Below are 24360 nucleotides of genomic sequence, written 5' to 3'. Positions count from 1 at the left end.
AGTTACGTGCTAGACGTCAACTTCTTCGATGAGCTCCGGATCGGCCTGGCCACCGCTGACGACATCCGTCAGTGGTCCTACGGCGAGGTCAAGAAGCCGGAGACCATCAACTACCGCACGCTGAAGCCGGAGAAGGACGGCCTGTTCTGCGAGAAAATCTTCGGACCGACTCGCGACTGGGAGTGCTACTGCGGCAAGTACAAGCGCGTCCGCTTCAAGGGCATCATCTGTGAGCGCTGCGGCGTCGAGGTCACTCGCGCCAAGGTGCGTCGTGAGCGGATGGGCCACATCGAGTTGGCCGCGCCCGTCACGCACATCTGGTACTTCAAGGGTGTGCCTTCGCGGCTGGGCTATCTGCTCGACCTGGCGCCGAAGGATCTCGAGAAGATCATCTACTTCGCCGCCTACGTGATCACCGCCGTCGACGACGAGATGCGCCACAACGAGCTGTCCACGCTCGAAGCCGAAATGGCCGTGGAGCGCAAGGCCGTTGAGGATCAGCGCGATCTCGATCTGGCCGAGCGGTCCCAGAAGCTCGAGGCCGACCTGGCCGAGCTGGAGAAGGAAGGCGCCAAGAGCGACGTGCGCCGCAAGGTGCGCGACGGTGGCGAGCGCGAGATGCGTCAGATCCGCGACCGGGCCCAGCGCGAGCTGGACCGGCTCGAGGAGATCTGGAACACCTTCACCAAGCTGGCGCCCAAGCAGCTCGTCGTCGACGAGGTGCTCTACCGGGAACTGCAGGACCGCTACGGCGAGTACTTCACCGGTGCGATGGGTGCCGAGGCGATCAAGAAGCTCATCGAGAACTTCGACATCGAGGCTGAGGCCGAAGAGCTGCGCGAGGTCATCCGAAGTGGCAAGGGGCAGAAGAAGCTCCGTGCGCTGAAGCGGCTCAAGGTGGTCGCGGCGTTCCAGCAGTCGAGCAACTCGCCGATGGGCATGGTGCTCGACGCGGTTCCGGTGATTCCGCCGGAGCTGCGCCCGATGGTGCAGCTCGATGGTGGCCGGTTCGCGACGTCGGACCTCAACGACCTGTACCGACGCGTGATCAACCGCAACAACCGGTTGAAGCGACTGATCGATCTCGGTGCGCCGGAGATCATCGTCAACAACGAGAAGCGCATGCTGCAGGAGTCGGTGGACGCGCTGTTCGACAACGGCCGCCGCGGCCGTCCGGTCACCGGACCGGGCAACCGTCCGCTCAAGTCGCTGTCGGATCTGTTGAAGGGCAAGCAGGGTCGGTTCCGCCAGAACCTGCTCGGTAAGCGCGTCGACTACTCCGGCCGTTCGGTGATCGTGGTCGGCCCGCAGCTCAAGCTGCACCAGTGCGGTCTGCCCAAGCTGATGGCTCTGGAACTGTTCAAGCCGTTCGTGATGAAGCGTCTGGTGGATCTCAACCACGCGCAGAACATCAAGAGCGCCAAGCGCATGGTCGAGCGTCAGCGTCCGCAGGTGTGGGACGTCCTCGAAGAGGTCATCGCCGAGCACCCGGTGCTGCTGAACCGTGCGCCGACGCTGCACCGCCTCGGCATTCAGGCCTTCGAGCCGCAGCTGGTGGAGGGCAAGGCCATTCAGCTGCACCCGCTGGTCTGTGAGGCGTTCAACGCCGACTTCGACGGTGACCAGATGGCCGTGCACCTTCCGCTGTCGGCGGAGGCGCAGGCCGAGGCACGCATCCTGATGCTGTCGTCGAACAACATCCTGTCCCCGGCGTCGGGTCGGCCGTTGGCCATGCCGCGTCTGGACATGGTGACCGGCCTGTACTACCTGACGACGATGATCGACGGCGACGCCGGCGAGTACACGCCTGCCGCCAAGGATCAGCCGGAGACCGGTGTGTACAGCTCGCCCGCCGAGGCCATCATGGCAATGGACCGCGGTGCGCTGTCGGTGCGGGCCAAGATCCGCGTGCGGTTGACGCAGCTGCGTCCGTCCGCCGATCTGGAAGCCGAGCTGTTCGGTGACGGCTGGAAGCCGGGCGACGCCTGGACCGCGGAGACCACGCTGGGCCGGGTGATGTTCAACGAGCTTCTGCCGCAGGGCTATCCGTTCGTCAACGAGCAGATGCACAAGAAGGTCCAGGCGCGGATCGTCAACGATCTCGCCGAGCGCTACCCGATGATCGTGGTCGCGCAGACCGTGGACAAGCTCAAGGACGCCGGCTTCTACTGGGCCACCCGTTCGGGTGTCACCGTGTCGATGGCCGACGTGCTGGTGCCACCGCAGAAGCAGGAGATCCTGGACCGCTACGAGAAGGAAGCCGACCAGATCGAGAAGAAGTACCAGCGCGGTGCTCTCAACCACGACGAGCGCAACGACGCACTGGTCAAGATCTGGCAGGACGCCACCGAAGAGGTCGGCGAGGCGCTGCGGGCGCATTACCCGAAGGACAACCCGATCATCACGATCGTCGACTCGGGTGCCACGGGTAACTTCACGCAGACCAGGACCCTGGCCGGCATGAAGGGTCTGGTGACCAACCCGAAGGGTGAGTTCATCCCGCGTCCGATCAAATCCTCGTTCCGCGAGGGCCTGACGGTGCTGGAGTACTTCATCAACACCCACGGCGCCCGAAAGGGTCTGGCGGACACCGCTCTTCGTACCGCCGACTCGGGCTACCTGACGCGTCGTCTGGTCGACGTGAGCCAGGACGTCATCGTTCGCGAGACCGACTGCGAGACCGAGCGCGGCATCAACGTCACGCTGGCCGAGCTGCAGGGCTCCGGAAAAGACGCAGCCTTGGTGCGCGATCAGCACATCGAGACGTCGGCCTATGCGCGGACGCTGGCCACCGACGCCGTCGACAAGGACGGCAACGTGGTCGTCGAGCGCGGTCACGACCTGGGCGACCCGGCGATCGAGGCGCTGCTGGCCGCGGGCATCACCGAGGTGAAGGTCCGCTCCGTGCTGACCTGTGCCACGGGCACCGGCGTGTGCGCGATGTGTTACGGCCGCTCGATGGCGACGGGCAAGCTCGTCGACATCGGCGAGGCCGTCGGCATCGTCGCCGCGCAGTCCATCGGCGAGCCCGGTACGCAGCTGACCATGCGCACGTTCCACCAGGGCGGCGTCGGTGAGGACATCACCGGTGGTCTGCCTCGCGTGCAGGAGCTGTTCGAGGCCCGTATCCCGCGGAACAAGGCGCCGATCGCCGACGTCACCGGCCGGGTGCAACTCGAGGAGGGCGAGCGCTTCTACAAGATCACCATCGTTCCCGACGATGGCGGCGAAGAAGTGGTGTACGACAAGCTCTCTCGTCGTCAGCGCCTGAAGGTGTTCAAGCACGACGACGGCACCGAGCGTCTGCTCGCCGACGGCGACCACGTCGAGGTGGGGCAGCAGCTGATGGAAGGTGCTGCGGACCCGCACGAGGTGCTGCGTGTCCAGGGCCCCCGCGAGGTGCAGATCCACCTCGTCAAGGAGGTCCAGGAGGTCTACCGCGCTCAGGGCGTGTCGATCCACGACAAGCACATCGAGGTCATCGTCCGGCAGATGCTGCGTCGCGTCACGATCATCGATTCGGGCAGCACGGAGTTCCTGCCCGGCTCGCTGACCGAGCGTGGCGAGTTCGAGACCGAGAACCGTCGGGTGGTCGCCGAGGGCGGCGAGCCCGCGGCCGGTCGTCCGGTGCTGATGGGTATCACCAAGGCGTCGCTGGCCACCGATTCGTGGCTGTCGGCGGCGTCTTTCCAGGAGACCACCCGCGTGCTCACCGATGCGGCGATCAACTGCCGCAGCGACAAGCTGCAGGGTCTGAAGGAGAACGTGATCATCGGCAAGCTGATCCCGGCCGGTACCGGTATCAACCGCTACCGCAACATCCAGGTGCAGCCGACCGAAGAAGCCCGCGCTGCGGCGTACACGATCCCGTCTTACGAGGATCAGTACTACAGCCCGGACTTCGGCCAGGCCACCGGTGCCGCGGTGCCGTTGGACGACTACGGCTACAGCGACTATCGGTAAGAGTTCACGAAAAAGCCTCCGGGTCACGGCCCGGGGGCTTTTTCGTGCCCAGATCTGCGCGCCGAACGTGGGTTACCCGCACGTCCTGCGCGTGTTTTGCGTGCCACGAGCCCACACTCGGCGGTCGGTGACCTGATGCTGACGAACATCGTGTGGTTCCTCGCTGGGCTGAGCGCATTGATCGTCGGCGCCGAGGTGATGGTCCGAGGCGGAGCCGAAGCCGCTGTGCGACTGGGGATCAGCCCGATCGTCATCGGGCTGACGGTGGTCTCGATCGGCACCAGCATGCCGGAATTGGCGGTCGGTGTGGTCGCGGCGGGGGAGGGCAGCGGTGCGCTGGCGGTCGGCAACATCGTCGGCACCAACGTGGTCAACGTGTTGCTCATCCTCGGTCTCAGCGCCGCGCTGGTGCCGCTGACGTTGCAGTCGCGCACCATCCGGTTCGAACTGCCGATCATGGCTATCGCGGCGCTGCTGCTGTTGGTGCTGGCCGCCGATGGCGTGCTGACCCGGCTCGACGGCGCCATCCTGGTCGTGTGTGCGGTCGTCTACACCGCCGCGGTGATCTGGTCGGCTCGACGCGAATCCCACGCCGTCGCCGTCGAATTCGCGGCCGAGCTGGTTGCCGAGTACGCGACCGAAGAGGTCGGCTCGGTGACGACCAAACGGCGGTGGACCTCGACCAGTGTCGCGATGACGCTGGGCGGTATCGCGGTCGTCGTGCTGGGAGCGGATTGGCTTGTCGACGGGGCGGTCGGTATGGCGCGTCAGTTCGGCGTCTCCGACGCGCTGATCGGCCTGACGGTGGTCGCGATCGGCACGTCTGCACCGGAGTTGGTGACCACCATGATCTCTACCATGCGCGGTGACAGGGACATCGCGGTCGGCAATCTGATCGGCAGCAGTATTTACAACATTCTGCTCATCCTCGGCGTGACCTGCCTCGTGCCGGCGCAGGGGCTGAACCTGCCGTCCAGCCTCGTGACGATCGACCTGCCGATCATGGTGATCGTCGCGCTGGCCTGCATCCCGATTTTCATCACTGGGCGGCGCGTCTCGCGCGCCGAGGGCGTGGCGATGGTCACCGCTTACGTGGGCTACCTGTGTTTCCTGCTGACCACCCAGACGTGACCGCGGTTCAGCACACTCGGCCGGCTCGCCGGCGCCGCGAACGTGGGTTACCCGCACGCCTGGCACGGATTCGCGTGACATAACCCCACAGTCGGCGGGCCGGGGAGGCCTAGCTTGCTCGTCGTCGCCGGCGTAGCCGCCACGGATACTTCTCGTGCGGCCACATCTTTTCGATCTCGGCGTTGAACTCGGCGCCCAGCAACACCGCGAAAGCCGTGATGTAGAGCCACAAGACGACGGCGATCGGCACGGCGAGCTGGCTGTATACGGCGTCGTCACGCGCGCTGACCGCCAGGTAGGCGCGCAGCCCCGCTGATGCCACCAGCCACAGGACCATCGCCAGCACCGCCCCGGGGATGTCACGGCGCCAAGGCAATCGCCACGGAACACCGAGGTGATACAGCGTGACCAGTCCGACGAGGATCAACAGCGCCACGCCTGGCCAGAACAGCAGATCCAGTGCGCGCAAAGTACTTTCGGTCAACGGGTCCGGCGTCACCCACGCCACGAGGTCAGGCCCGAGGACAAGCGGCGGCAGAATCGCCACTGCGCCGAGGAGCCCGCCTGCGGTCAGCCCCAACGCCAGCAGCCGTCGTCGCCAAGCAGGCCTGGGCTCCACACCGTAGGCGATCGTGATCGTTTCCAGGTACCGATTGACTGCCCGTGAACCCGTCCACAGGCTCAGCACAATTCCGATGGAGATCACGCTTCCTCGGGATTGCATGAGCCCCGCCTCGACCACGCGCCGGTATGACTCGAAGGTTCGCTCGGCAAGGAAGGAGCTGGGTACCTCGAGCAGCAGCCGATGTAGTCGCGCGGTGCCTTCAGGGCCGAGCGCTTCGGCGATGAACCCGAGCGAGCCGAGGACAGCAATCAACAGCGACGGCAGCGAGATCAGGGAGAACAGCGCGACCTCGGCGGCCAGCCCGGGTACGCGGTCACGCAGCGTGTCGTTGACGGTGCGGGCGATCAGCCGGCCTGCCTGCCGAACCGGCCGGGGTGCACGCGACAGCATCGAAATCGTGCGTCGTTGCAGGGTCGAACGGGCGGAAGCGACCGTATCCGACCACGACGAGAACGGAGACGGGTCGCTTCCAGGTCCCACGCTCCGAGCCTAGGCGGCCGGGAGAGATGGTCTCGCCAGCCATGTCGGTGGCTCTGCCTAGACTGGCGTCGTGCTCATCGGTTCGCACGTCCACGGTGACGACCCCCTGGCCGCGGCGGAAGCTGACGGCGCCGACGTGGTGCAGTTCTTCCTCGGCAACCCGCAGAGCTGGAAGAAACCCAAACCGCGAGACGACGCGGAGACGCTCAAGGCGTCCAGCATCCCGCTCTACGTCCACGCGCCGTACCTGATCAACGTCGCGTCGGCCAACAATCGGGTGCGTATCCCGTCGCGCAAGATCTTGCAGGACACCTGTGACGCGGCGTCGGAGATCAACGCGACGGCGGTCATCGTGCACGGCGGTCACGCCGACGACAAAGACTGGGAAGCCGGTTTCGAACGCTGGGTCAAGGCGCTGGATTACCTCGAAACCGATGTGCCCGTCTACCTGGAGAACACCGCGGGCGGCGACCACGCAATGGCCCGCCACTTCGACGTCATCGCCCGGTTGTGGGACCACATCGGCGACAAGGGAATCGGCTTCTGCCTGGACACCTGCCACGCGTGGGCCGCAGGGGAGAAGCTGATCGACGCCGTCGACCGGATTAAGGCCATCACCGGACGCATCGATTTGGTGCACTGCAACGACTCGCGCGATGCGGCGGGGTCGGGCGCCGACCGGCACGCCAACTTCGGCACCGGCCAGATCGATCCGCAGTTACTGGTCGCGGTGGTGCATGCCGCCGGCGCACCCGTCATCTGCGAAACCGCAGACGAGGGCCGCAAAGACGACATCGCCTTCCTGCGCGAGCACATCACGACCTGATAACCGAACCGCAGTCGAACGCGCGGCAACTGCGGGGTGAACTAGATTCAACTAAGTGTCTGCGGTCGACGAGTCGTCAGTTGCGTCGCAGCGCGCTCCCGAGGCGGCCCAGACGCGGGACCGCCGGCTCACCTACGTGCGCAGGATCGCCGTCGCGATATGGGCTGCGGTCATCGTCTACCGCACGGTCACCGAGGGTTTCGCCTTCAACCGTGAGCTGGTGCTGCTCTACATCGCCACCGGCCTGCTGGCTGCGAGCATCGGTCAGGTCCGCCGGATGCTCTATGTCATCCGCGACTGGCTTCCGTTCGCGCTGATCCTGCTCGCCTACGACCTGAGCAGGGGTGCTGCGGACATGATTGGGCGACCGACGCTGTGGGACTGGCCCGTCGAGGCCGATCGTTTGCTTTTCTTCGGCACCGTGCCGACCGTGTGGCTTCAGGAGCAGCTCAAACAGGGACAACCACCGTGGTGGGAAGTCGTTCTGAGCTGCGTCTACATGTCCTTCTTCATCCTGCCGTACGTGGTGGCCGGGGTGCTGTGGCTGCGTGATCGCGCGGAGTGGAAGGCGTTCGTGCGTCTGTTCGTCGGCTTGAACTTCGCGGGCTTGGCCATCTACGCCCTGGTGCCGGCCGCGCCGCCGTGGGCCGCGGCCCGCTGCACCCCTGCCGACGTCGAGGGCGGACCGGCGTACGCGCGCTGCATGTTCCGCTCGGCGCGAGGAGTGCCTGACGGCGGTGTGCTCGGGGCGATGCAATCCAGTCAGGACGGGGCGAACCCGTGGATCGAGCGGATTGTCGGACGCGGGTGGGGCAACCTGAACATGCATACCGCCAGCGCGCTGCTCGATGCCGGCCAGGCCAGCGTCAACCTGGTGGCGGCGATACCGTCCCTGCATGCCGGAATGACGGCAGCGGTCGCGGCCTTCCTATGGCATCGCGTGCACGGAGCGTGGCGTCCAGTGCTCGCGGCCTATGTGCTCCTGATGGCCTTCACGCTGGTGTACACCGCCGAGCACTACGTCATCGACATCCTGCTCGGCTGGGCGCTGGCCGCCGCGGTCATCGTCGTCCTCCACCGTTACGAGAAGTGGCGACGAGCGAGGGCCTCGCGCGCTGCAGAGCGCTCCGTCGAGATGGTCCCGTTCTACGAGCGACCGGACGCCCCCGAGCCCTCGGCCGAGCCCGACCCCCCGGTTGCACCGGCGCCCATCACGAAACCGGAGCCCATTGCGAAACCGGAGCCGCGCCGCCGAGACGTCGTCGCCGAACTCGACAGCCGCTGACTGATCTGTCGCAGCCCGGGGAGGGGAGGTCCAAGGCGTGAAAACCGACCTGCTGCTTACCACCGTGGGCGTTCTCGGTGTCATCGTCGCCGCGTTGTCGGCCAAGATGCGCCGACTGCCGATCTCCGAACCGCTGCTGGGGCTCGTGGCGGGAGCGCTGATCGGCTCGCAGCTGCTCGACGTGTTTCACATGGCGCCGCTGACCAGTGAGCATTCGCTGCTTCACGAGGTGAGCCGGGTGCTGCTTGCGGTGTCGGTGATGGCGGTGGCCCTGCGGTATCCGTTCGCCGACGTGAGGCGCTGCTGGCGTCCGGTGACGGTGCTGGTACTGGTGGCGATGCCGGTGATGGCGGTGGCGACGGCCGCGCTGGGCTGGCTGATCCTGTCGATTCCGATCGCGACGGCGGCGTTGCTGGGTGCTGCGGTATGTCCCACCGACCCGGTGCTGGCCTCGACCGTGGTGACCGGTGAGGACGCCGAACGAGACATCCCGGCCCGCAACCGCCAGCTGTTGTCGTTGGAGTCCGGCGCCAACGACGGCTTGGCGTTACCGCTCGTGTTGGCGGCCATTGCGCTGGCGGGAGGGATGGACGCCGGCGCGGCGGTTCGCGAGTCACTGTGGCAGGTCTTCGGCGCGGTCGCGGTCGGCGTGGCGATGGGCTGGGCCGGCGGGAAGGCGCTCAAGTGGGGCGACGAGTACGGCGCCACCGACACGGCACCGGCCTTGTTCTTCACCGTTGTGTTGGCGCTCGGGATTCTCGGGGTGTCCGGACTCCTGCATACGGACGGCGTTCTCGCGGTCTTCGTCGGTGGTCTCGTCTTCAATGTGGTTGGCACGGGCGGAGAGCGGGCGGCGGAGGTGTCGATCGACGAAGCGATCAACCGGTTCGCCGTGCTGCCGATGTTCGTTCTCGTCGGGGCGACGCTGCCGTGGCAGTCCTGGCTCGACCTGGGCTGGCGCGCGGTCGCACTGGCGCTGGCGGTCCTGCTGCTGCGACGCATTCCCATCCTGCTGGTGCTGGGCCGTCCGCTGCGCCTAAAGATTCGGGACGCGCTCTACCTGGGCTGGTTCGGCCCGGTCGGGGTGTCGGCGCTGTTCTATCTGACGTTGGAAGCCGACCGTATGGGCGTCGACGAGACAGTGTTGGCGGCCGGGTCGCTCGTGCTCGTGGTCAGTACGGTCGCCTTCGGGCTGAGCGGGGCGGGCGGGCGCAAACTCTACGCCAGGTCGGCAGAGTCTCGTCAGGACCAGCCCGCGGAGTGACCACTGCTGTTACGACTATTGTGCAGCTGTTTGTAAAAGTGTAATAGTGGTCTCATGCCAGATACGCATGTCGTCACCAACCAGGTCCCCCCGCTGGAGGACTACAACCCGGCGACCTCGCCCGTGCTCACCGAGGCGCTGATCCGCGAGGGCGGCGAATGGGGCCTTGACGAGGTCACCGAGTTGGGCGCGCTGTCGGGCTCGCGGCAGGCGCAGCGCTGGGGCGAGCTGGCCGACCGCAACCAGCCGATTCTGCGCACGCACGACCGATACGGCCATCGCGTCGACGAGGTCGAGTACGACCCCGCCTACCACTCGCTGATGACCGTGGCCATCAGGCACGGCTTGCATGCCGCACCGTGGGCCGACGATCGGCCGGGAGCACACGTCGTGCGCGCCGCCAAGACCTCGGTGTGGACACCCGAACCCGGTCACATCTGCCCGATCTCGATGACCTACGCCGTGGTGCCTGCACTGCGCCACAACCCCGAACTGGCGGCGGTGTATGAGCCGCTGCTGGTCAGTAACGAGTACGACCCCGAGCTCAAGGTGCCCACCACCAAGGCCGGTATCACCGCCGGCATGTCGATGACCGAAAAGCAGGGCGGATCCGATGTGCGGGCCGGCACCACCGAGGCGACCCCCAACGGCGACGGCAGTTACTCACTGCGCGGGCACAAGTGGTTCACCTCGGCGCCGATGTGCGACATCTTCCTGGTGCTCGCCCAAGCGCCCGGCGGGCTCTCGTGTTTCCTGTTGCCGCGAGTTCTGCCCGACGGCAGCCGCAACCGGATGTTCCTGCAGCGACTCAAAAACAAGCTCGGCAACCACGCCAACGCGTCGTCGGAGGTGGAATACGACGGCGCCGTCGCCTGGCTCGTCGGCGAAGAGGGCCGCGGCGTGCCGACCATCATCGAGATGGTCAACCTGACACGTTTGGACTGCGCGCTCGGCAGCGCGACCAGCATGCGCAACGGGCTCGCCCGCGCGATCCATCACACTCAACACCGAAAGGCGTTCGGCGAGTACCTGATCGATCAGCCGCTGATGCGCAATGTGCTGGCCGACCTCGCGGTTGAGGCCGAGGCGGCCACGATCCTGGCGATGCGCATGGCCGGCGCGACTGATGCCGCGGTGCGCGGCGACACCCGCGAGACCCTGCTGCGGCGCATCGGCCTGGCGGCCGGCAAGTACTGGGTGTGCAAACGCGCCACCCCGCACGCGGCCGAGGCGATGGAGTGCCTGGGCGGCAACGGCTATGTGGAGGAGTCGGGCATGCCGCGGCTGTACCGGGAAGCGCCGCTGATGGGCATCTGGGAGGGGTCAGGCAACGTCAGCGCGCTGGATACGTTGCGCGCCATGGCGACTCGCCCGGAGTGCATCGACGTGCTGTTCGACGAACTCGGTCGGACCGCGGGTGCGGACGCGCGACTCGATGCCCACGTCGAGGTCTTGCGGCCGGCCCTGGGTGAACTCGAGACCATTCAGTACCGCGCCCGCAAGGTCGCCGAGGACATCAGCCTCGCGCTGCAGGGTTCGCTGTTGGTGCGCCACGGGCACCCCGCCGTCGCGGAAGCGTTCTTGGCCACCCGGATGGGTGGCGCCTGGGGCGGTGCGTTCGGAACCCTGCCCACCGGACTCGATCTCGCGCCGATCATCGAACGTGCTTTGGTCAAGGGATGACCCACGCGATCAGGCCGGTCGACTTCGACGATCTGAAGACCATGACCTACGAGGTCGCGGACCGGGTCGCCCGCATCACGTTCAACCGACCGGAGAAGGGTAACGCGATCGTCGCGGACACACCGCTGGAGTTGTCCGCGCTCGTCGAACGCGCCGACCTCGACCCGAACGTACACGTGATTCTGGTTTCCGGTCGGGGCGAAGGGTTCTGCGCCGGATTCGATCTGTCCGCCTACGCCGAGGGATCGTCGTCTGCCGGTGGCGGTAGCCCCTACCGCGACACCGTGCTGTCGGGCAGGACGCAGGCCGTCAACCACCTGCCGGATCAGCCGTGGGACCCGATGATCGACTACCAGATGATGAGTCGGTTCGTCCGTGGCTTTTCCAGCCTGATGCACTGTGACAAGCCGACGGTGGTCAAGATCCACGGTTACTGTGTCGCCGGCGGCACCGACATCGCGCTGCACGCCGATCAGGTGATCGCCGCTTCAGACGCCAAGATCGGCTACCCGCCGACCCGCGTGTGGGGGGTGCCCGCGGCCGGGATGTGGGCCCACCGCCTCGGCGATCAGCGCGCCAAACGCCTTCTGCTGACCGGGGATTCGATAACGGGTGCGCAGGCCGCCGAATGGGGGTTGGCGGTCGAGGCGCCGCCGCCCGAGGAGCTGGACGCGCGCACCGAACGGTTGGTGGAGCGGATCTCCCGCGTACCGATCAACCAGCTGATCATGGTCAAGCTGGCGATGAACTCCGCGCTGTATTCGCAGGGGACGGCCAACAGCGCGATGGTCTCCACCGTCTTCGACGGCATCGCCCGCCACACCCCAGAAGGGCACGCATTCGTGGCACAGTCACGCGAACACGGCTTCCGGGAGGCGGTCCGGCAGCGCGACGAGCCGTTCGGTGACCACGGCCGCAGGGCTTCGGAAGTCTGATGGCGAAGTCGCTGTCGCGGATGACCGCCCGCTCCGTCGTGCTGAGCGTCCTGTTGGGGGCACATCCGGCATGGGCGACCGCGAGTGAACTGGTCAAGCTCACAGCAGATTTCGGCATCAGGGAGTCAACGGTGCGGGTCGCGTTGACGCGGATGGTCGGCGCAGGCGATCTGGTTCGTTCCGAGGACGGCTACCGGTTGTCCGACCGCTTGCTGGCGCGGCAACGACGGCAGGACGACGCCATCAACCCACGGACGCGGCCGTGGCGCGGCGACTGGACCACGGTGGTGATCACCAGCATCGGGTCCGACCCCCGCGCCAGGGCCGGTTTGCGAAGCACGTTGCAAGACGGCCGATTCGCCGAACTGCGCGAGGGGGTGTGGCTGCGACCGGACAACCTGGACACCGCGCTGCCAACCGAGGTGTTGCATCGGGTACGGCTGTTGGTTTCCCGTGACGCCAAACCCGCCGAGTTGGTATGCCTGCTGTGGGATCTGCCGGCCTGGGCGCGGGAGGGCCAGTCGTTGCTCGACGAGATCGGCTCGGCGCCCGAGGTTTCCGACCGGTTCGTCGCTGCGACCGCAATCGTGCGTCACCTTCTCACCGATCCGGTGTTGCCGGAGGAACTGCTGCCCGACGACTGGCCGGGCGCGGCGCTGCGCTGCGCCTACAACGACTTTGCCGCGGAGTTGTCTGCGCGGCGCGATAACACTGGATTGTCGCTCACGCGACGCGACCAACTGATGGAGGCGAGATGACGGGCGGAGTGCGGGTCGAGAAGAACGGCGCCGTGACAACGGTGATCATGAATCGACCCGAGGCGCGCAACGCCGTCAACGGCCCTGCCGCCGCCGGGTTGTACGCCGCTTTCGACGAGTTCGACAAGGACGACTCGGCCGCCGTCGCGGTGTTGTGGGGTGACAACGGAACTTTCTGTGCCGGAGCGGATTTGAAGGCATTCGGAACGCCCGATGCCAACCCGGTACACCGCACCGGCCCCGGCCCGATGGGTCCGAGTCGAATGGTGTTGTCCAAACCGGTGATCGCGGCGGTCAGCGGCTACGCCGTGGCCGGCGGTCTGGAGTTGGCGTTGTGGTGCGATATGCGCGTCGTCGAGGAGGACGCGATCATGGGGGTGTTCTGCCGGCGTTGGGGTGTCCCGCTGATCGACGGTGGGACCGTGCGGTTACCGCGGTTGATCGGCCATAGCCGGGCGATGGACCTCATCCTCACCGGCCGTGCCGTCGACGCGGCGGAGGCCTTTGCGATGGGTTTGGCCAACCGGGTGGTGCCCCCCGGTGAAGCGCGCCAGCGGGCGGAGCAACTCGCCGCGGATCTGGCCCAGCTGCCGCAGCAGTGCATGCGCGCCGATCGGCTGTCGGCTCTGAGCCAGTGGGGCCGCTCGGAGCCCGAGGCGATGGACTTCGAGTTCGGCAGCATGTCGCGCGTCGCCGCCGAATCCCTGGAGGGGGCAGCCCGTTTCGCGGCCGGTGCGGGCAGGCACGGCGCCAACGCCTAGCGCAGCCTGCGGACCGTCGACGCGGCGCGAGCGACCGCAAAGTGCCGCAGACCCGCGGCGTGTCTTGTGCAGACACGGCCTCTCGCGCAGAAGAGAGCGGGGTTTCAGCCCTTGGTGATCGTGTTGTTGTTGCCGGTGTCGTTGATGTTCGGATCACCGTCTTTGTAGGTCACCGTGTTGTTGAGGCCGACGACGCTGATCTCCTTGCCGACCCGCTCGAAGGTGACTTTGTTGTCGGCGCCGCCGATGTTCACATTCGCGCAGGTGCCCTTCACCGTGAGGGTGTTGTTCGACCCGCCGATGTTGAGCGATTTGCCGTCGGCGCAGTCGATGTCGGCGGTCGTGCCGAACGAGCCGTAGTTGATCGTGTTGCCGACCTCGACCTGGGCGCCCGACGTGCCCGCCGTCGCGGTGGGGGTGTTGGTGTCTGAGCTTTCGGATCCGCAGCCTGTGAACAGAAACGCGGCGGCGGCCGCACCGATGAGGGGATAGGCGATGGATGTGGCTCGCATGCTCATGCGGGTACCCGGTTGATGCGGTTGGTCATTCCCAGTTCACGTCCGCGGTCCAAGACGATCGGGTTGCCGCTCTTGTACAACACGGTCTGGTCCCACCCGTAGACCGTGATGTCGTTGATCACGTTGTCGGCGACGACGACATTGCCGTTGCCCTGCATCGTCACCGCCCAGCAGGTGCCCAGCGTGGTGATCTGATTGTTCGCGCCGTTGACGAGCAGCGTGGAGTTGGCGCAGTCGATCGTCTCGACAACGCCGATACCGGTGATGGTGGTGTCGGTTCCCTGATGGCGACCGACGACGCTGTTGTCGGCGCACTCGCGCGCCAACGGGTTGCAGACCACCGGTTCCGCCTGCGCCACGGGAGCGGCGAGGATCAGCGGGAACACCACGGCGGATGCCGTCAGTGACCGAGTCACAGCTGTCCACATCATGGAGGAAGCGTACGTCGCGACCGGCGAGATCCACAGACGTTCACCCGAGTCGCTATTGACGGTCGCGCTAGGTAGCGTGAGCGGCGATGCGTTGGCGGTTTCCGATTGCTGTCGCGGCGGTCGTGGCGGTGGTGACGGTGGCGGGGTGTGCTGAGACCGTCAGCGGAACCGCGCAGCGAGCCACGCCGGCCGTACCGGATCCCGAACGGAACTACGGTTACGTCGACGACCGCTGCGCCCTGCTCGACGACGACACCGTCGAGGAGATCCTGGGCGCCGAGAGCGTCGTGCGGCCCTACAGCGGAGCGGTCTGCCAGTACGTGGCGTTCCGCGGCGACGTGACGATCGACGCGACGTTCTCCTGGTTCCAGACCGGAAACCTCGATCGCGAACGCGCGTTGGCCACCGAGCGCGGCGCGAAGATCACCGAGACCGTCATGGAACGCCATCCGGCGTTCGTCGCGCGCCGCGACGTCACGGGCGCGGCGTGCTCGGTCACCGCCGCGGCGGGCAGCGGGGTGCTGAGTTGGTGGGTGCAGTTTCGCAATCAGCGCGCCGGTGATCCGTGCCGGGAAGCCCACCAGCTCCTCTCGGCCACCCTGAAGTCGGAGATGTGACCCGTGCCCGCGCGCTGGACTCGCCGACTCGTCGCGCTCGCCGCCTGCGCCGCCACGCTGACGGCCTGCGGATCGTCCGATGACGCGCCGGCCTCTCCGGCGCCTGCGAACCCGGACGGCGGATTCCGCAGCGTGGACTGCAACGGGATCACCGACGCCGACATCGCGGCGGCCGCCGGGACGGACGGGTTCACCAAGGCCGTCGTCAGCGACGCGGGCTGCTTCTGGCAAGAGAACACCATGTTCGGCACCGTCGGCGCGGGGATGGGCATCTCGACCTGGTGGTACCGCGGCAGCGATATGGACACCGAGCGGTCGTTGGAACAACAGGCCGGCCGCACCTTGACCGAACTCTCCGTCGACGGCAACAAAGGCTTCAAGGCGTTCGACGGAAATGCGTGCAGCTTCTATGTGGCCAAGGGTGGCGACGTCATCACCTGGTCCATCCAGACCATGAACCCCGCAACGCTGCCCGACCTGTGCTCGATCACCGAGCAACTCGCCGAGCTCAGTCAGGAGCGCGTCAACTGACTGCGAGCGTACTAGAGGTGTTAGTTTTCTCCGGGTATCAACCAGGACAGACCAGACGGCAGGGGGCGAGGCGCGCATGGCACAGCCGCCGAGCACGTCGACCAGGAAGGCCCCCCGGCTCAGTCGCGAGACGATCGTCAACGCCGCGCTGACCTTTCTGGATCGCGAAGGCTGGGATGCGCTGACCATCAACGCGCTCGCCACCCAGCTCGGCACCAAGGGCCCGTCGCTCTACAACCATGTCAACAGCCTCGAGGACCTGCGCAGAACAGTGCGGATGCGCGTTGTCGGCGATCTCATCGGCATGCTCACCAACGTCGCGGACGGCCGCACTCGCGACGATGCGGTGACCGCGATGGCCAGTGCTTACCGCAGCTACGCGCATCACCATCCGGGACGGTATTCGGCCTTCACCAGGATGCCGCTCGGCGGCGACGACCCGGAGTTCACCGAAGCCACCCGGGCGGCCGCCGCGCCCGTCATCGCGGTCCTGGGCTCCTATGGTCTCGAGGGTGAGAACGCGTTCTATGCGGCGTTGGAATTCTGGTCGGCGATGCACGGTTTCGTCCTGCTGGAGATGACCGGGGCGATGGACGGTATCGACACCGACGCGGTGTACAGCGATATGGTGATGCGGTTGGCCTCCGGGATGGAGCGTCGTTAGCCACATACGCCACAGGCCTCCGGAGAAGGTCTTCTGACCTGCGGTTAGGGCATAATCGACGGGTTTGGAGCGCTGCCCCTGTCCTGGTATTGTGGACGATCGTGCCTGGCAGATAAGGCGCTTCGCGGGGCCGTGTACGAAAAGGACCTGCTAAGCGTGCCTGCACGCCGGGCCAATTCGCATGTCGCCATGCTCCGAGAATTGAGGCAATGCTTCGAATTGTTTCGGGCGGGCGCGTGCGACACACCCGGTCGCGGGGTACGTGCCCGGGGTAAAAGCGCAGTACACAGACTTGACCAGAACTTAAGAAGCAGCAACACAGAAAGCCGGTAGATGCCAACCATCCAGCAGCTGGTCCGCAAGGGTCGCCACGACAAGCCCGCCAAGGCGAAGACCGCGGCCCTCAAGGGCAGCCCGCAGCGCCGCGGAGTGTGCACCCGCGTGTACACGACCACCCCGAAGAAGCCGAACTCGGCGCTTCGGAAGGTCGCGCGCGTCAAGCTGACCAGCGCGGTCGAGGTCACGGCCTACATCCCGGGCGAGGGCCACAACCTGCAGGAGCACTCGATGGTGTTGGTGCGCGGCGGCCGTGTGAAGGACCTGCCCGGTGTGCGCTACAAGATCATCCGCGGCTCTCTGGACACCCAGGGCGTGAAAAACCGCAAGCAGGCGCGGAGCCGCTACGGCGCCAAGAAGGAGAAGAGCTGATGCCGCGCAAGGGACCGGCGCCCAAGCGTCCGTTGGTCAACGACCCGGTGTACGGGTCGCAGCTGGTGACTCAGCTGGTCAATAAGGTTCTGATGGACGGGAAGAAATCGTTGGCCGAGCGCATTGTTTATGGTGCGCTCGAACAGGCCCGCGACAAGACCGGCACCGATCCGGTGGTCACCCTCAAGCGCGCTCTGGACAACGTCAAGCCGGCACTCGAGGTTCGCAGCCGTCGCGTCGGTGGCGCCACCTACCAGGTTCCCGTGGAGGTGCGTCCGGATCGCTCGGTCACGCTGGCACTTCGTTGGCTGGTCAGCTTCTCCAAGGCCCGTCGCGAGAAGACGATGATCGAGCGCCTGGCGAACGAGATCCTCGACGCCAGCAATGGTCTGGGTGCCGCCGTCAAGCGGCGTGAGGACACCCACAAGATGGCCGAGGCAAACCGCGCGTTCGCGCACTACCGCTGGTGAGCGTCGAAGCTCGCTTCGGCGCGCGAGCGTAGCGAGCACGGCGATCCAGACCAGCCTTTAGACCGTTTACTTCCCGAAGGGAATGCTGTGGCACAGAAGGACGTGCTTACCGACCTGAACAAGGTCCGCAACATCGGCATCATGGCGCACATCGATGCCGGTAAGACCACGACGACCGAACGCATCCTGTACTACACCGGTGTCAACTACAAGATCGGTGAGACGCACGACGGCGCTTCGACCACCGACTGGATGGAGCAGGAGCAGGAGCGCGGTATCACCATCACCTCCGCGGCTGTCACCTGTTTCTGGAATGACAACCAGATCAACATCATCGACACGCCGGGCCACGTCGACTTCACCGTCGAGGTGGAGCGCAGCCTGCGTGTGCTCGACGGCGCCGTCGCGGTGTTCGACGGTAAAGAGGGCGTGGAGCCGCAGTCCGAGCAGGTGTGGCGCCAGGCCGACAAGTACGACGTGCCGCGCATCTGCTTCGTCAACAAGATGGACAAGCTGGGCGCGGACTTCTACTTCACCGTGCGCACCATCGAGGAGCGCCTCGGCGCCACGCCGCTGGTGATTCAGCTGCCGATCGGCGCGGAGAACGACTTCATCGGCGTCGTCGACCTGGTCGAGATGCGCGCCAAGGTGTGGCGCGGCGAGACCGCCCTCGGGGAGAAGTACGAGGTCGAGGACATCCCCGCCGACCTGGCCGAGAAGGCCGAGGAGTACCGCACCAAGCTGCTCGAGGCGGTCGCCGAGACCGACGAGGAGCTGCTGGACAAGTACGTCGGCGGCGAGGAGATCTCGGTCGACGAGATCAAGGCCGCGATCCGCAAGCTGACCGTCAACTCGGAGCTGTACCCGGTGCTGTGCGGCAGCGCGTTCAAGAACAAGGGCGTGCAGCCCATGCTCGACGCGGTCATCGACTACCTGCCGTCGCCGCTGGACGTCGAGTCCGTGCAGGGTCACGTGCCCGGCAAAGAGGACGAGGCCATCAGCCGCAAGCCGTCGACCGACGAGCCGTTCTCGGCGCTCGCGTTCAAGATCGCGGTGCACCCGTTCTTCGGCAAGCTGACCTACGTTCGCGTCTACTCCGGCACCGTCGAGTCCGGTTCGCAGGTCATCAACTCCACCAAGGGCAAGAAGGAGCGGCTGGGCAAGCTGTTCCAGATGCACGCCAACAAGGAGAACCCGGTCGAGCGGGCTTCCGCGGGGCACATCTACGCGGTGATCGGTCTCAAGGACACCACCACCGGTGACACGCTGTCGGACGCCAACGAGCAGATCGTGCTCGAGTCGATGACGTTCCCGGACCCGGTCATCGAGGTGGCCATCGAGCCCAAGACCAAGAGCGACCAGGAGAAGCTCGGTACGGCGATCCAGAAGCTGGCCGAAGAGGACCCGACGTTCAAGGTCCACCTGGACCAGGAGACCGGCCAGACCGTCATCGGCGGGATGGGCGAGCTTCACCTCGACATCCTCGTCGACCGGATGAAGCGCGAGTTCAAGGTCGAGGCCAATGTGGGCAAGCCGCAGGTGGCCTACCGCGAGACCATCAAGCGCAAGGTCGAGAAGGTCGAGTTCACCCACAAGAAGCAGACGGGTGGTTCGGGCCAGTTCGCCAAGGTCATCATCGACCTCGAGCCGTTCACCGGCGAGGACGGGGCGACCTACGAGTTCGAGAACAAGGTCACCGGCGGCCGTATCCCCCGGGAGTACATTCCGTCGGTCGACGCCGGCGCGCAGGACGCCATGCAGTACGGCGTGCTGGCCGGCTACCCGCTGGTCAACCTCAAGGTCACGCTGCTCGATGGCGCCTACCACGAGGTGGACTCGTCGGAAATGGCCTTCAAGGTCGCAGGTTCGCAGGTGCTGAAGAAAGCGGCACAGGCTGCGCAGCCGGTGATCCTCGAGCCGATCATGGCGGTCGAAGTGACCACACCCGAGGACTACATGGGTGAAGTGATCGGTGACCTGAACTCCCGCCGTGGTCAGATCCAGGCCATGGAGGAGCGATCGGGTGCCCGCGTCGTCAAGGCGCTGGTACCGCTGTCGGAGATGTTCGGCTACGTCGGCGACCTTCGGTCGAAGACCCAGGGCCGGGCTAACTACTCCATGGTGTTCGACTCGTACGCCGAAGTTCCGGCGGCCGTGTCGAAGGAGATCATCGCGAAGGCGACGGGGCAGTGAGGACACGAGGGCGCCAGCCCGAGGCCCGGAGCTGGCTCGGAGTCGAGCAATCGATCATCGCGAAGGTGACGGGGCAGTAACCCCGGTTGGTTCGCGGCGAGAAACAACTGCAAAGATCAACACTGCTTTAGACAAGCACTAACAGTCCAGGAGGACCACACAGTGGCGAAGGCGAAGTTCGAGCGGACGAAGCCGCACGTCAACATCGGGACCATTGGTCACGTTGACCACGGCAAGACGACGCTGACCGCAGCAATCACCAAGGTGCTGCACGACAAGTTCCCGGAGTTGAACGAGTCGCGCGCATTCGACCAGATCGACAATGCGCCTGAGGAGCGTCAGCGCGGCATCACGATCAACATCTCCCACGTGGAGTACCAGACCGACAAGCGCCACTACGCGCACGTCGATGCCCCCGGTCACGCCGACTACATCAAGAACATGATCACCGGTGCCGCCCAGATGGACGGCGCGATCCTGGTGGTCGCGGCGACCGACGGCCCGATGCCGCAGACGCGTGAGCACGTGCTGCTTGCCCGTCAGGTCGGCGTGCCCTACATCCTGGTCGCGTTGAACAAGGCTGACGCGGTCGACGACGAGGAGCTCATTGAGCTCGTCGAGATGGAGGTCCGCGAACTGCTGGCCGCCCAGGACTTCGACGAGGAGGCCCCGGTCATCCGCGTGTCGGCGCTCAAGGCGCTCGAGGGCGACGAGAAGTGGGTCAAGTCGGTCGAGGAGCTCATGGAGGCCGTCGACGAGTCGATCCCGGACCCCGTCCGCGAGACCGACAAGCCGTTCCTGATGCCCGTCGAGGACGTCTTCACCATCACCGGCCGCGGCACCGTGGTCACCGGTCGCGTCGAGCGTGGCGTGATCAACGTGAACGAGGAAGTCGAGATCGTCGGCATCCGCCCCGACACCACCAAGACCACGGTCACCGGTGTCGAGATGTTCCGCAAGCTGCTCGACCAGGGCCAGGCCGGCGATAACGTCGGTCTGCTGCTGCGCGGCATCAAGCGTGAGGACGTCGAGCGCGGTCAGGTCGTCGTGAAGCCCGGCACCACCACGCCGCACACCGAGTTCGAGGGCCAGGTCTACATCCTGTCCAAGGACGAGGGCGGCCGGCACACGCCGTTCTTCAACAACTACCGTCCGCAGTTCTACTTCCGCACCACGGACGTTACCGGCGTCGTGACGCTGCCGGAGGGCACCGAGATGGTGATGCCCGGTGACAACACCGACATCTCCGTCAAGCTGATCCAGCCCGTCGCGATGGACGAGGGTCTGCGCTTCGCGATTCGCGAGGGCGGCCGTACCGTCGGCGCCGGCCGGGTGACCAAGATCGTCAAGTGATCTAGTTCTGTCGCGAAGCGGCGCTCACCTATCCGGTGGGCGCCGCTTTCGTCTGTGTGCTTCGCGAGACGTACAAGGGGGCTGCGATTCTTCGACGATCGCGACCCTGGTGTACGTCTCGCGAATGTGGGGAGTAACGCACGCGGACGCCGCGACGATGTACTTCGCGTATGCCCTGGTCGGGGCGAAGAAGGGTAAGGGTTCATGTTCGGTCGTCTCACCACGCTCGCCAGCGCCGCCGCGATCGCCGGCGCCGCATTCGCGGGTATTTCCACGGCTTCGGCTCAGGCCGCGCCCGGCTGCCCCGATGTGCACTGGTTCGGCGCCGCGGGGTCCGGACAGCGTGACGGCGATCTGAGCTCGAACGCCGGAATGGGCGACGACATCTACCAGTCCTACCTCGACGTGCAGCAGCTGGTGACCGCCGACGGGCGGACGATGACGGCCGAGGCCGTCGCATACCCGGCGATCGCGGTGCCCGATGACGACGGCGGCGTCGGGGAGTGGCTCGGCTTCATGGGCAGCGTCGACACCGGCGCAGCTGCTCTCGAGTCGCAGTACACGGCGTTCACCCAGCGTTGCCCGGAGTCGAAGGTGGTGCTCGCCGGCTATTCGCAGGGGGCGATGGTGGTGCACCGCAATCTGCACGCCGCGGGGACGAACCCGAACGTGGTGGCTGCGTTGCTGATCGCCGACGGTGACCGCCTGCCCGCCGACCCGACCATCAACATCGGCTCGGTTAGCAGCGTCCCCGGCGCCGGCAAGGGAGTCGCGCAGGACTGGCCGATTCTGGCTCACGCACCCAAGCCGCTCCCGCCGGCCATCGGCGCCCGAACGATCAGCGTGTGTGAGCTCGGCGATGCGGTCTGCGACTATGACCCCGACGCCGAAGAAGTGTCGAAGGTCGCGACGCTGATCCACACCAGCTATACGAAGTCTTCCGGTGGATACCGCTGGACTCAGCCGCTGTATCAACTCATCGGCCCCGGCCCCGTTACGCCTGATGTGCCCGAGGCTCTCCCGGTCATCCCGCTGGCCGCGGCGACGCCGATGGCTGCGACGGCGCCGAGCGAGTAACCGCTCGCCGGGCGGGTCCACAGCACGACCGCACCCGCACCCAGGAGAAGCGCACCGAGCGCGGCAAGTATCGACTTGATCGCCCGTGCAGCTGGTATTCCGTTGTGCTGCAACACTTCCAGTACGGTCGATCTAGGGCCAGCGATGCCCCTGCCGCCTCTCCGGCCCGCTCGGGACGCACCACCGCCTGCGTCGCGACCGTCGTGAACGCATAGACCAGTCCGAGAGTCAGACCGCACGCGCTGAGCGCGAGCAGATAGAGCGCCCACCCGCGGGATCCGGCGAGTGCGCAGAGGCTCACGGCGGCGACGACCGCCGCGCACCCATCACCACTACCGGTGCGCGACGGGTGGCGAGCCTGCCGGCCAGCACACCGCCGATGGCCGCGCCCGCCGGCCGGCCCAGAAAAATCAGCCCGGCGGTCAACGGGTCCAGTCCACGAACGTCCTGCAGGGACACCGTGGACAAGAAGATGGTCACCGCGTACGCGATGTTGGCGACCGCGGCGGCCAACACCAGAATCGTGAATCTCGCGTTGCGGGCCAGCGACAGATCGACCAGCGGCCACCGGACTCTGTTTTCGACGACGACGAAGGCGGCCAGCGCAAGCAGTGATCCGGAGAACGCGATCAGCGTCGTCGCCGAGACCCACCCTCAGCCGGGCGCGCGATCAAAGGTCAAGGGGAACAATCCGATTCCCGTGCTGATGAGCGCCAGCCCGGACACGTCGATTCGCGAGCGACACCAGGGTCAGAGGCAGGTTGAGCCAGAAGATCCACCGCCAGCCGATGGTAGCGGTGAACAGCCCGCCGATGAGTGGGCCTGCCGCGTTCCCCAAAGCCGCTATGCCATAGGCCAATCCGATCGCGTGGCTGGCCTTGCGGCTCTGGTAGGCGTTGGTCAGCACGCTGACGGACACCGGGGAAGATCAAGGCTGCGCCGATCCCTTGCCACCTGGAAGGCAATCAGCACGCCCAGAGACGGCGCCAGCGCACAGGCCACCGAAGCCGCCCCGAACAACGCGACGCCCGTCAGCAGCGTCCTTCGTCGGCCATCCGGGGAAGGGCGAGATTCATCGCGAAGTAGTCGATCTGCACACAGAACAGTGCCATCGCGACGGCCGTCAGGGTCCTCCTCGACCGGGTCTCTGCTCCCGACGGCATCGCCCGACGATACGGCTCCCAGGCGGTCGATTGGCGTTAATCTGACACGCAGGCCGCGGACGACGGGAGCGTGACAGGCGATGTTGTGGCGTTACATCAAGGTCCAAGCCTTCGTGCTGCTGTGCGGGATCGTCGGGCCGATCTTCCTGGTGATCTACTTCGCCACGGGCAGCGACCCGATGCTGAAGTGGATGTTCTGGACGGGCTTGCTGATCACCGCCGCCGACGTGCTGATCGCGCTGGCGATCACCGCGGGGGGAGCCCGATCGGCCGCCAGGACCGCCGAACTCGAGCAGACGGGAGTGCTGGCGCTCGCCCAAGTCACCGGTATTCACGAAACCGGAACGCGGATCGACGAACAACCGTTGGTGAAGCTGGACCTACAGATCGCCGGACCCGGCATCGTGCCGTTCGCCAGCCAGGATCGGGTGATCGCCTCGATCGCGAGGCTGCCGATGATCACCAACCGGAAACTGGTCGCGCTGGTCGACCCGATGACGAGTGAGTATCAGATCGATTGGGAGCGAAGCGGCTTGGTCAGCGGGATGATGCCCGCCACCTTCACCATCGCCGAGGACAACCGGACATACGATCTGACGGGTCAAGCCGAGCCGCTGATGGAGATTCTGCAAATCCTCAAGGCCAACAACATCGGTCTTAACAACATGATCGATCTGCGATCGAATCCCGCTGCGCGCCAACAGGTTCAAGAAGTGGTGCGCCGGGCTGCCGCACGCCAGGCGCGAGCCGCCGCAGCGCAGCCTCCTCCTGCCGCACCGTCCGCGACGGCCTCCACCGCGCCCCCTCAACCGTCGACCGCGCAGCGCTTGCAGGAACTGGAGACGCTGCGCGCGATGGGGTCGATCTCCGAGGACGAGTACTCGGCGAAGCGCCAGCAGATAATCGCCGACCTCTAGCCTTTGT

The 24360-nt window shown here is 66.2% G+C and carries 24 protein-coding genes; 18 read left to right on the top strand and 6 right to left on the bottom strand.

Annotated features, from left to right (window positions below; all coding sequences use genetic code 11):
• Positions 1-6 precede the first annotated feature (6 nt).
• Together AU192_RS24660 and AU192_RS24655 are read left to right on the top strand one after the other, a co-directional pair.
• The gene (locus tag AU192_RS24660; protein ID WP_064400153.1) at positions 7-3963 is read left to right on the top strand and encodes a DNA-directed RNA polymerase subunit beta'; all 3957 of its coding nucleotides are present in this window, start codon (positions 7-9) and stop codon (positions 3961-3963) included.
• Positions 3964-4098: 135 nt separating this feature from the next.
• Positions 4099-5094, top strand: coding sequence for a calcium/sodium antiporter (locus AU192_RS24655; protein ID WP_064400152.1), 996 nt, complete (start codon positions 4099-4101; stop codon positions 5092-5094).
• 109 nt (positions 5095-5203) lie between these two features.
• On the opposite strand, the gene AU192_RS24650 is transcribed toward AU192_RS24655, so the two are convergent.
• Complete coding sequence (locus tag AU192_RS24650) at positions 5204-6199, bottom strand: YihY/virulence factor BrkB family protein (RefSeq protein WP_064400151.1); 996 nt, start codon at positions 6197-6199, stop codon at positions 5204-5206.
• 70 nt (positions 6200-6269) lie between these two features.
• On the opposite strand from AU192_RS24650, the gene AU192_RS24645 reads away from it, so the two are divergent.
• Genes AU192_RS24645 through AU192_RS24615 form a run of 7 tightly spaced genes read left to right on the top strand, consistent with a single transcriptional unit; the run spans position 6270 to position 13711 of the window.
• Positions 6270-7025: a deoxyribonuclease IV gene (locus AU192_RS24645; RefSeq protein WP_064400150.1), complete on the top strand. Its 756-nt coding sequence runs from the start codon at positions 6270-6272 to the stop codon at positions 7023-7025.
• 55 nt (positions 7026-7080) lie between these two features.
• Positions 7081-8310, top strand: a complete 1230-nt coding sequence (locus tag AU192_RS24640) for a phosphatase PAP2 family protein (protein WP_082695129.1) — start codon at positions 7081-7083, stop codon at positions 8308-8310.
• Positions 8311-8347: 37 nt separating this feature from the next.
• On the top strand, positions 8348-9574 hold the full coding sequence (locus AU192_RS24635) for a cation:proton antiporter (protein ID WP_064400149.1): 1227 nt from the start codon (positions 8348-8350) through the stop codon (positions 9572-9574).
• A gap of 54 nt (positions 9575-9628) precedes the next feature.
• Positions 9629-11257, top strand: coding sequence for an acyl-CoA dehydrogenase family protein (locus AU192_RS24630; protein ID WP_064400148.1), 1629 nt, complete (start codon positions 9629-9631; stop codon positions 11255-11257).
• Positions 11254-12192: a crotonase/enoyl-CoA hydratase family protein gene (locus tag AU192_RS24625; protein ID WP_064400147.1), complete on the top strand. Its 939-nt coding sequence runs from the start codon at positions 11254-11256 to the stop codon at positions 12190-12192. Before AU192_RS24630 ends, AU192_RS24625 begins: the two co-directional genes overlap by 4 nt.
• The gene (locus AU192_RS24620; protein ID WP_064400146.1) at positions 12192-12950 is read left to right on the top strand and encodes a PaaX family transcriptional regulator C-terminal domain-containing protein; all 759 of its coding nucleotides are present in this window, start codon (positions 12192-12194) and stop codon (positions 12948-12950) included. Before AU192_RS24625 ends, AU192_RS24620 begins: the two co-directional genes overlap by 1 nt.
• A complete protein-coding gene (locus AU192_RS24615) occupies positions 12947-13711 on the top strand; it encodes a crotonase/enoyl-CoA hydratase family protein (protein ID WP_064400145.1) in 765 nt (254 codons plus the stop codon). Before AU192_RS24620 ends, AU192_RS24615 begins: the two co-directional genes overlap by 4 nt.
• 104 nt (positions 13712-13815) lie before the next feature.
• On the opposite strand, the gene AU192_RS24610 is transcribed toward AU192_RS24615, so the two are convergent.
• Positions 13816-14223, bottom strand: coding sequence for a DUF3060 domain-containing protein (locus AU192_RS24610; protein ID WP_064400144.1), 408 nt, complete (start codon positions 14221-14223; stop codon positions 13816-13818).
• Between the two features lie 2 nt (positions 14224-14225).
• Positions 14226-14660, bottom strand: a complete 435-nt coding sequence (locus AU192_RS24605) for a DUF3060 domain-containing protein (RefSeq protein ID WP_064400143.1) — start codon at positions 14658-14660, stop codon at positions 14226-14228.
• Between the two features lie 86 nt (positions 14661-14746).
• Here AU192_RS24605 and AU192_RS24600 point away from each other — a divergent pair, with 86 nt between their 5' ends.
• The 8 genes from AU192_RS24600 to AU192_RS24565 all read left to right on the top strand — a co-directional run bounded on the left by AU192_RS24600 (position 14747) and on the right by AU192_RS24565 (position 22273).
• Entirely contained in the window at positions 14747-15277 is a 531-nt protein-coding gene (locus tag AU192_RS24600; protein ID WP_064400142.1) for a DUF3558 domain-containing protein, read from the top strand.
• A 3-nt stretch (positions 15278-15280) separates the two neighbouring features.
• Positions 15281-15808 carry a DUF3558 family protein gene (locus tag AU192_RS24595; protein WP_064400141.1) on the top strand — a complete coding sequence of 176 codons (528 nt, stop codon included), beginning with the start codon at positions 15281-15283 and terminating at the stop codon, positions 15806-15808.
• Between the two features lie 76 nt (positions 15809-15884).
• Positions 15885-16472 (top strand): TetR/AcrR family transcriptional regulator, encoded by a 588-nt coding sequence (locus AU192_RS24590; RefSeq protein WP_064400140.1) that lies wholly within the window; start codon positions 15885-15887, stop codon positions 16470-16472.
• Between the two features lie 333 nt (positions 16473-16805).
• Positions 16806-17180, top strand: coding sequence for a 30S ribosomal protein S12 (gene rpsL / locus AU192_RS24585; protein WP_064345572.1), 375 nt, complete (start codon positions 16806-16808; stop codon positions 17178-17180).
• Positions 17180-17650: a 30S ribosomal protein S7 gene (gene rpsG, locus AU192_RS24580; protein WP_064400139.1), complete on the top strand. Its 471-nt coding sequence runs from the start codon at positions 17180-17182 to the stop codon at positions 17648-17650. Before rpsL ends, rpsG begins: the two co-directional genes overlap by 1 nt.
• A gap of 87 nt (positions 17651-17737) precedes the next feature.
• Entirely contained in the window at positions 17738-19843 is a 2106-nt protein-coding gene (gene fusA, locus AU192_RS24575; protein WP_082693965.1) for an elongation factor G, read from the top strand.
• A gap of 162 nt (positions 19844-20005) precedes the next feature.
• Positions 20006-21196: an elongation factor Tu gene (gene tuf / locus AU192_RS24570; RefSeq protein ID WP_064400138.1), complete on the top strand. Its 1191-nt coding sequence runs from the start codon at positions 20006-20008 to the stop codon at positions 21194-21196.
• A 204-nt stretch (positions 21197-21400) separates the two neighbouring features.
• Positions 21401-22273 carry a cutinase family protein gene (locus AU192_RS24565; protein ID WP_064400137.1) on the top strand — a complete coding sequence of 291 codons (873 nt, stop codon included), beginning with the start codon at positions 21401-21403 and terminating at the stop codon, positions 22271-22273.
• A gap of 297 nt (positions 22274-22570) precedes the next feature.
• Here the strand turns inward: AU192_RS24565 and AU192_RS26075 are convergent, their stop codons facing one another.
• The 3 genes from AU192_RS26075 to AU192_RS26185 all read right to left on the bottom strand — a co-directional run bounded on the left by AU192_RS26075 (position 22571) and on the right by AU192_RS26185 (position 23436).
• Entirely contained in the window at positions 22571-22786 is a 216-nt protein-coding gene (locus AU192_RS26075) for a hypothetical protein (protein WP_235630231.1), read from the bottom strand.
• A gap of 157 nt (positions 22787-22943) precedes the next feature.
• Complete coding sequence (locus AU192_RS26070) at positions 22944-23192, bottom strand: MFS transporter (protein WP_235630232.1); 249 nt, start codon at positions 23190-23192, stop codon at positions 22944-22946.
• A gap of 112 nt (positions 23193-23304) precedes the next feature.
• Positions 23305-23436 carry a hypothetical protein gene (locus AU192_RS26185; RefSeq protein ID WP_278183977.1) on the bottom strand — a complete coding sequence of 44 codons (132 nt, stop codon included), beginning with the start codon at positions 23434-23436 and terminating at the stop codon, positions 23305-23307.
• Between the two features lie 80 nt (positions 23437-23516).
• Between AU192_RS26185 and AU192_RS24555 the strand changes: the two genes are divergently transcribed.
• Positions 23517-24353: an SHOCT domain-containing protein gene (locus AU192_RS24555; RefSeq protein WP_064400136.1), complete on the top strand. Its 837-nt coding sequence runs from the start codon at positions 23517-23519 to the stop codon at positions 24351-24353.
• Positions 24354-24360 lie beyond the last annotated feature (7 nt).

Origin of the sequence: Mycobacterium lehmannii (assembly GCF_001499925.1) — a bacterium.
GTDB classification, from domain to species: Bacteria; Actinomycetota; Actinomycetes; order Mycobacteriales; family Mycobacteriaceae; genus Mycobacterium; species Mycobacterium lehmannii.
Note: the sequence above shows the minus strand (reverse complement) of the source record. Positions and strands in the feature narration are given on the sequence as shown.

Excerpts from the sequence above, each read along its gene's own strand:
- AU192_RS24655 (WP_064400152.1), top strand. The coding sequence starts at position 4,099 with ATGCTGACGAACATCGTGTGGTTCCTCGCTGGGCTGAGCGCATTGATC.
- AU192_RS24630 (WP_064400148.1), top strand. The coding sequence starts at position 9,629 with ATGCCAGATACGCATGTCGTCACCAACCAGGTCCCCCCGCTGGAGGAC.
- AU192_RS24625 (WP_064400147.1), top strand. The coding sequence starts at position 11,254 with ATGACCCACGCGATCAGGCCGGTCGACTTCGACGATCTGAAGACCATG.
- AU192_RS24620 (WP_064400146.1), top strand. The coding sequence starts at position 12,192 with ATGGCGAAGTCGCTGTCGCGGATGACCGCCCGCTCCGTCGTGCTGAGC.
- AU192_RS24615 (WP_064400145.1), top strand. The coding sequence starts at position 12,947 with ATGACGGGCGGAGTGCGGGTCGAGAAGAACGGCGCCGTGACAACGGTG.
- AU192_RS24610 (WP_064400144.1), bottom strand. The coding sequence starts at position 14,223 with ATGCGAGCCACATCCATCGCCTATCCCCTCATCGGTGCGGCCGCCGCC.
- AU192_RS24605 (WP_064400143.1), bottom strand. The coding sequence starts at position 14,660 with ATGATGTGGACAGCTGTGACTCGGTCACTGACGGCATCCGCCGTGGTG.
- AU192_RS24600 (WP_064400142.1), top strand. The coding sequence starts at position 14,747 with ATGCGTTGGCGGTTTCCGATTGCTGTCGCGGCGGTCGTGGCGGTGGTG.
- AU192_RS24590 (WP_064400140.1), top strand. The coding sequence starts at position 15,885 with ATGGCACAGCCGCCGAGCACGTCGACCAGGAAGGCCCCCCGGCTCAGT.
- rpsL (WP_064345572.1), top strand. The coding sequence starts at position 16,806 with ATGCCAACCATCCAGCAGCTGGTCCGCAAGGGTCGCCACGACAAGCCC.
- rpsG (WP_064400139.1), top strand. The coding sequence starts at position 17,180 with ATGCCGCGCAAGGGACCGGCGCCCAAGCGTCCGTTGGTCAACGACCCG.
- AU192_RS24565 (WP_064400137.1), top strand. The coding sequence starts at position 21,401 with ATGTTCGGTCGTCTCACCACGCTCGCCAGCGCCGCCGCGATCGCCGGC.
- AU192_RS26185 (WP_278183977.1), bottom strand. The coding sequence starts at position 23,436 with ATGCCGTCGGGAGCAGAGACCCGGTCGAGGAGGACCCTGACGGCCGTC.
- AU192_RS24555 (WP_064400136.1), top strand. The coding sequence starts at position 23,517 with ATGTTGTGGCGTTACATCAAGGTCCAAGCCTTCGTGCTGCTGTGCGGG.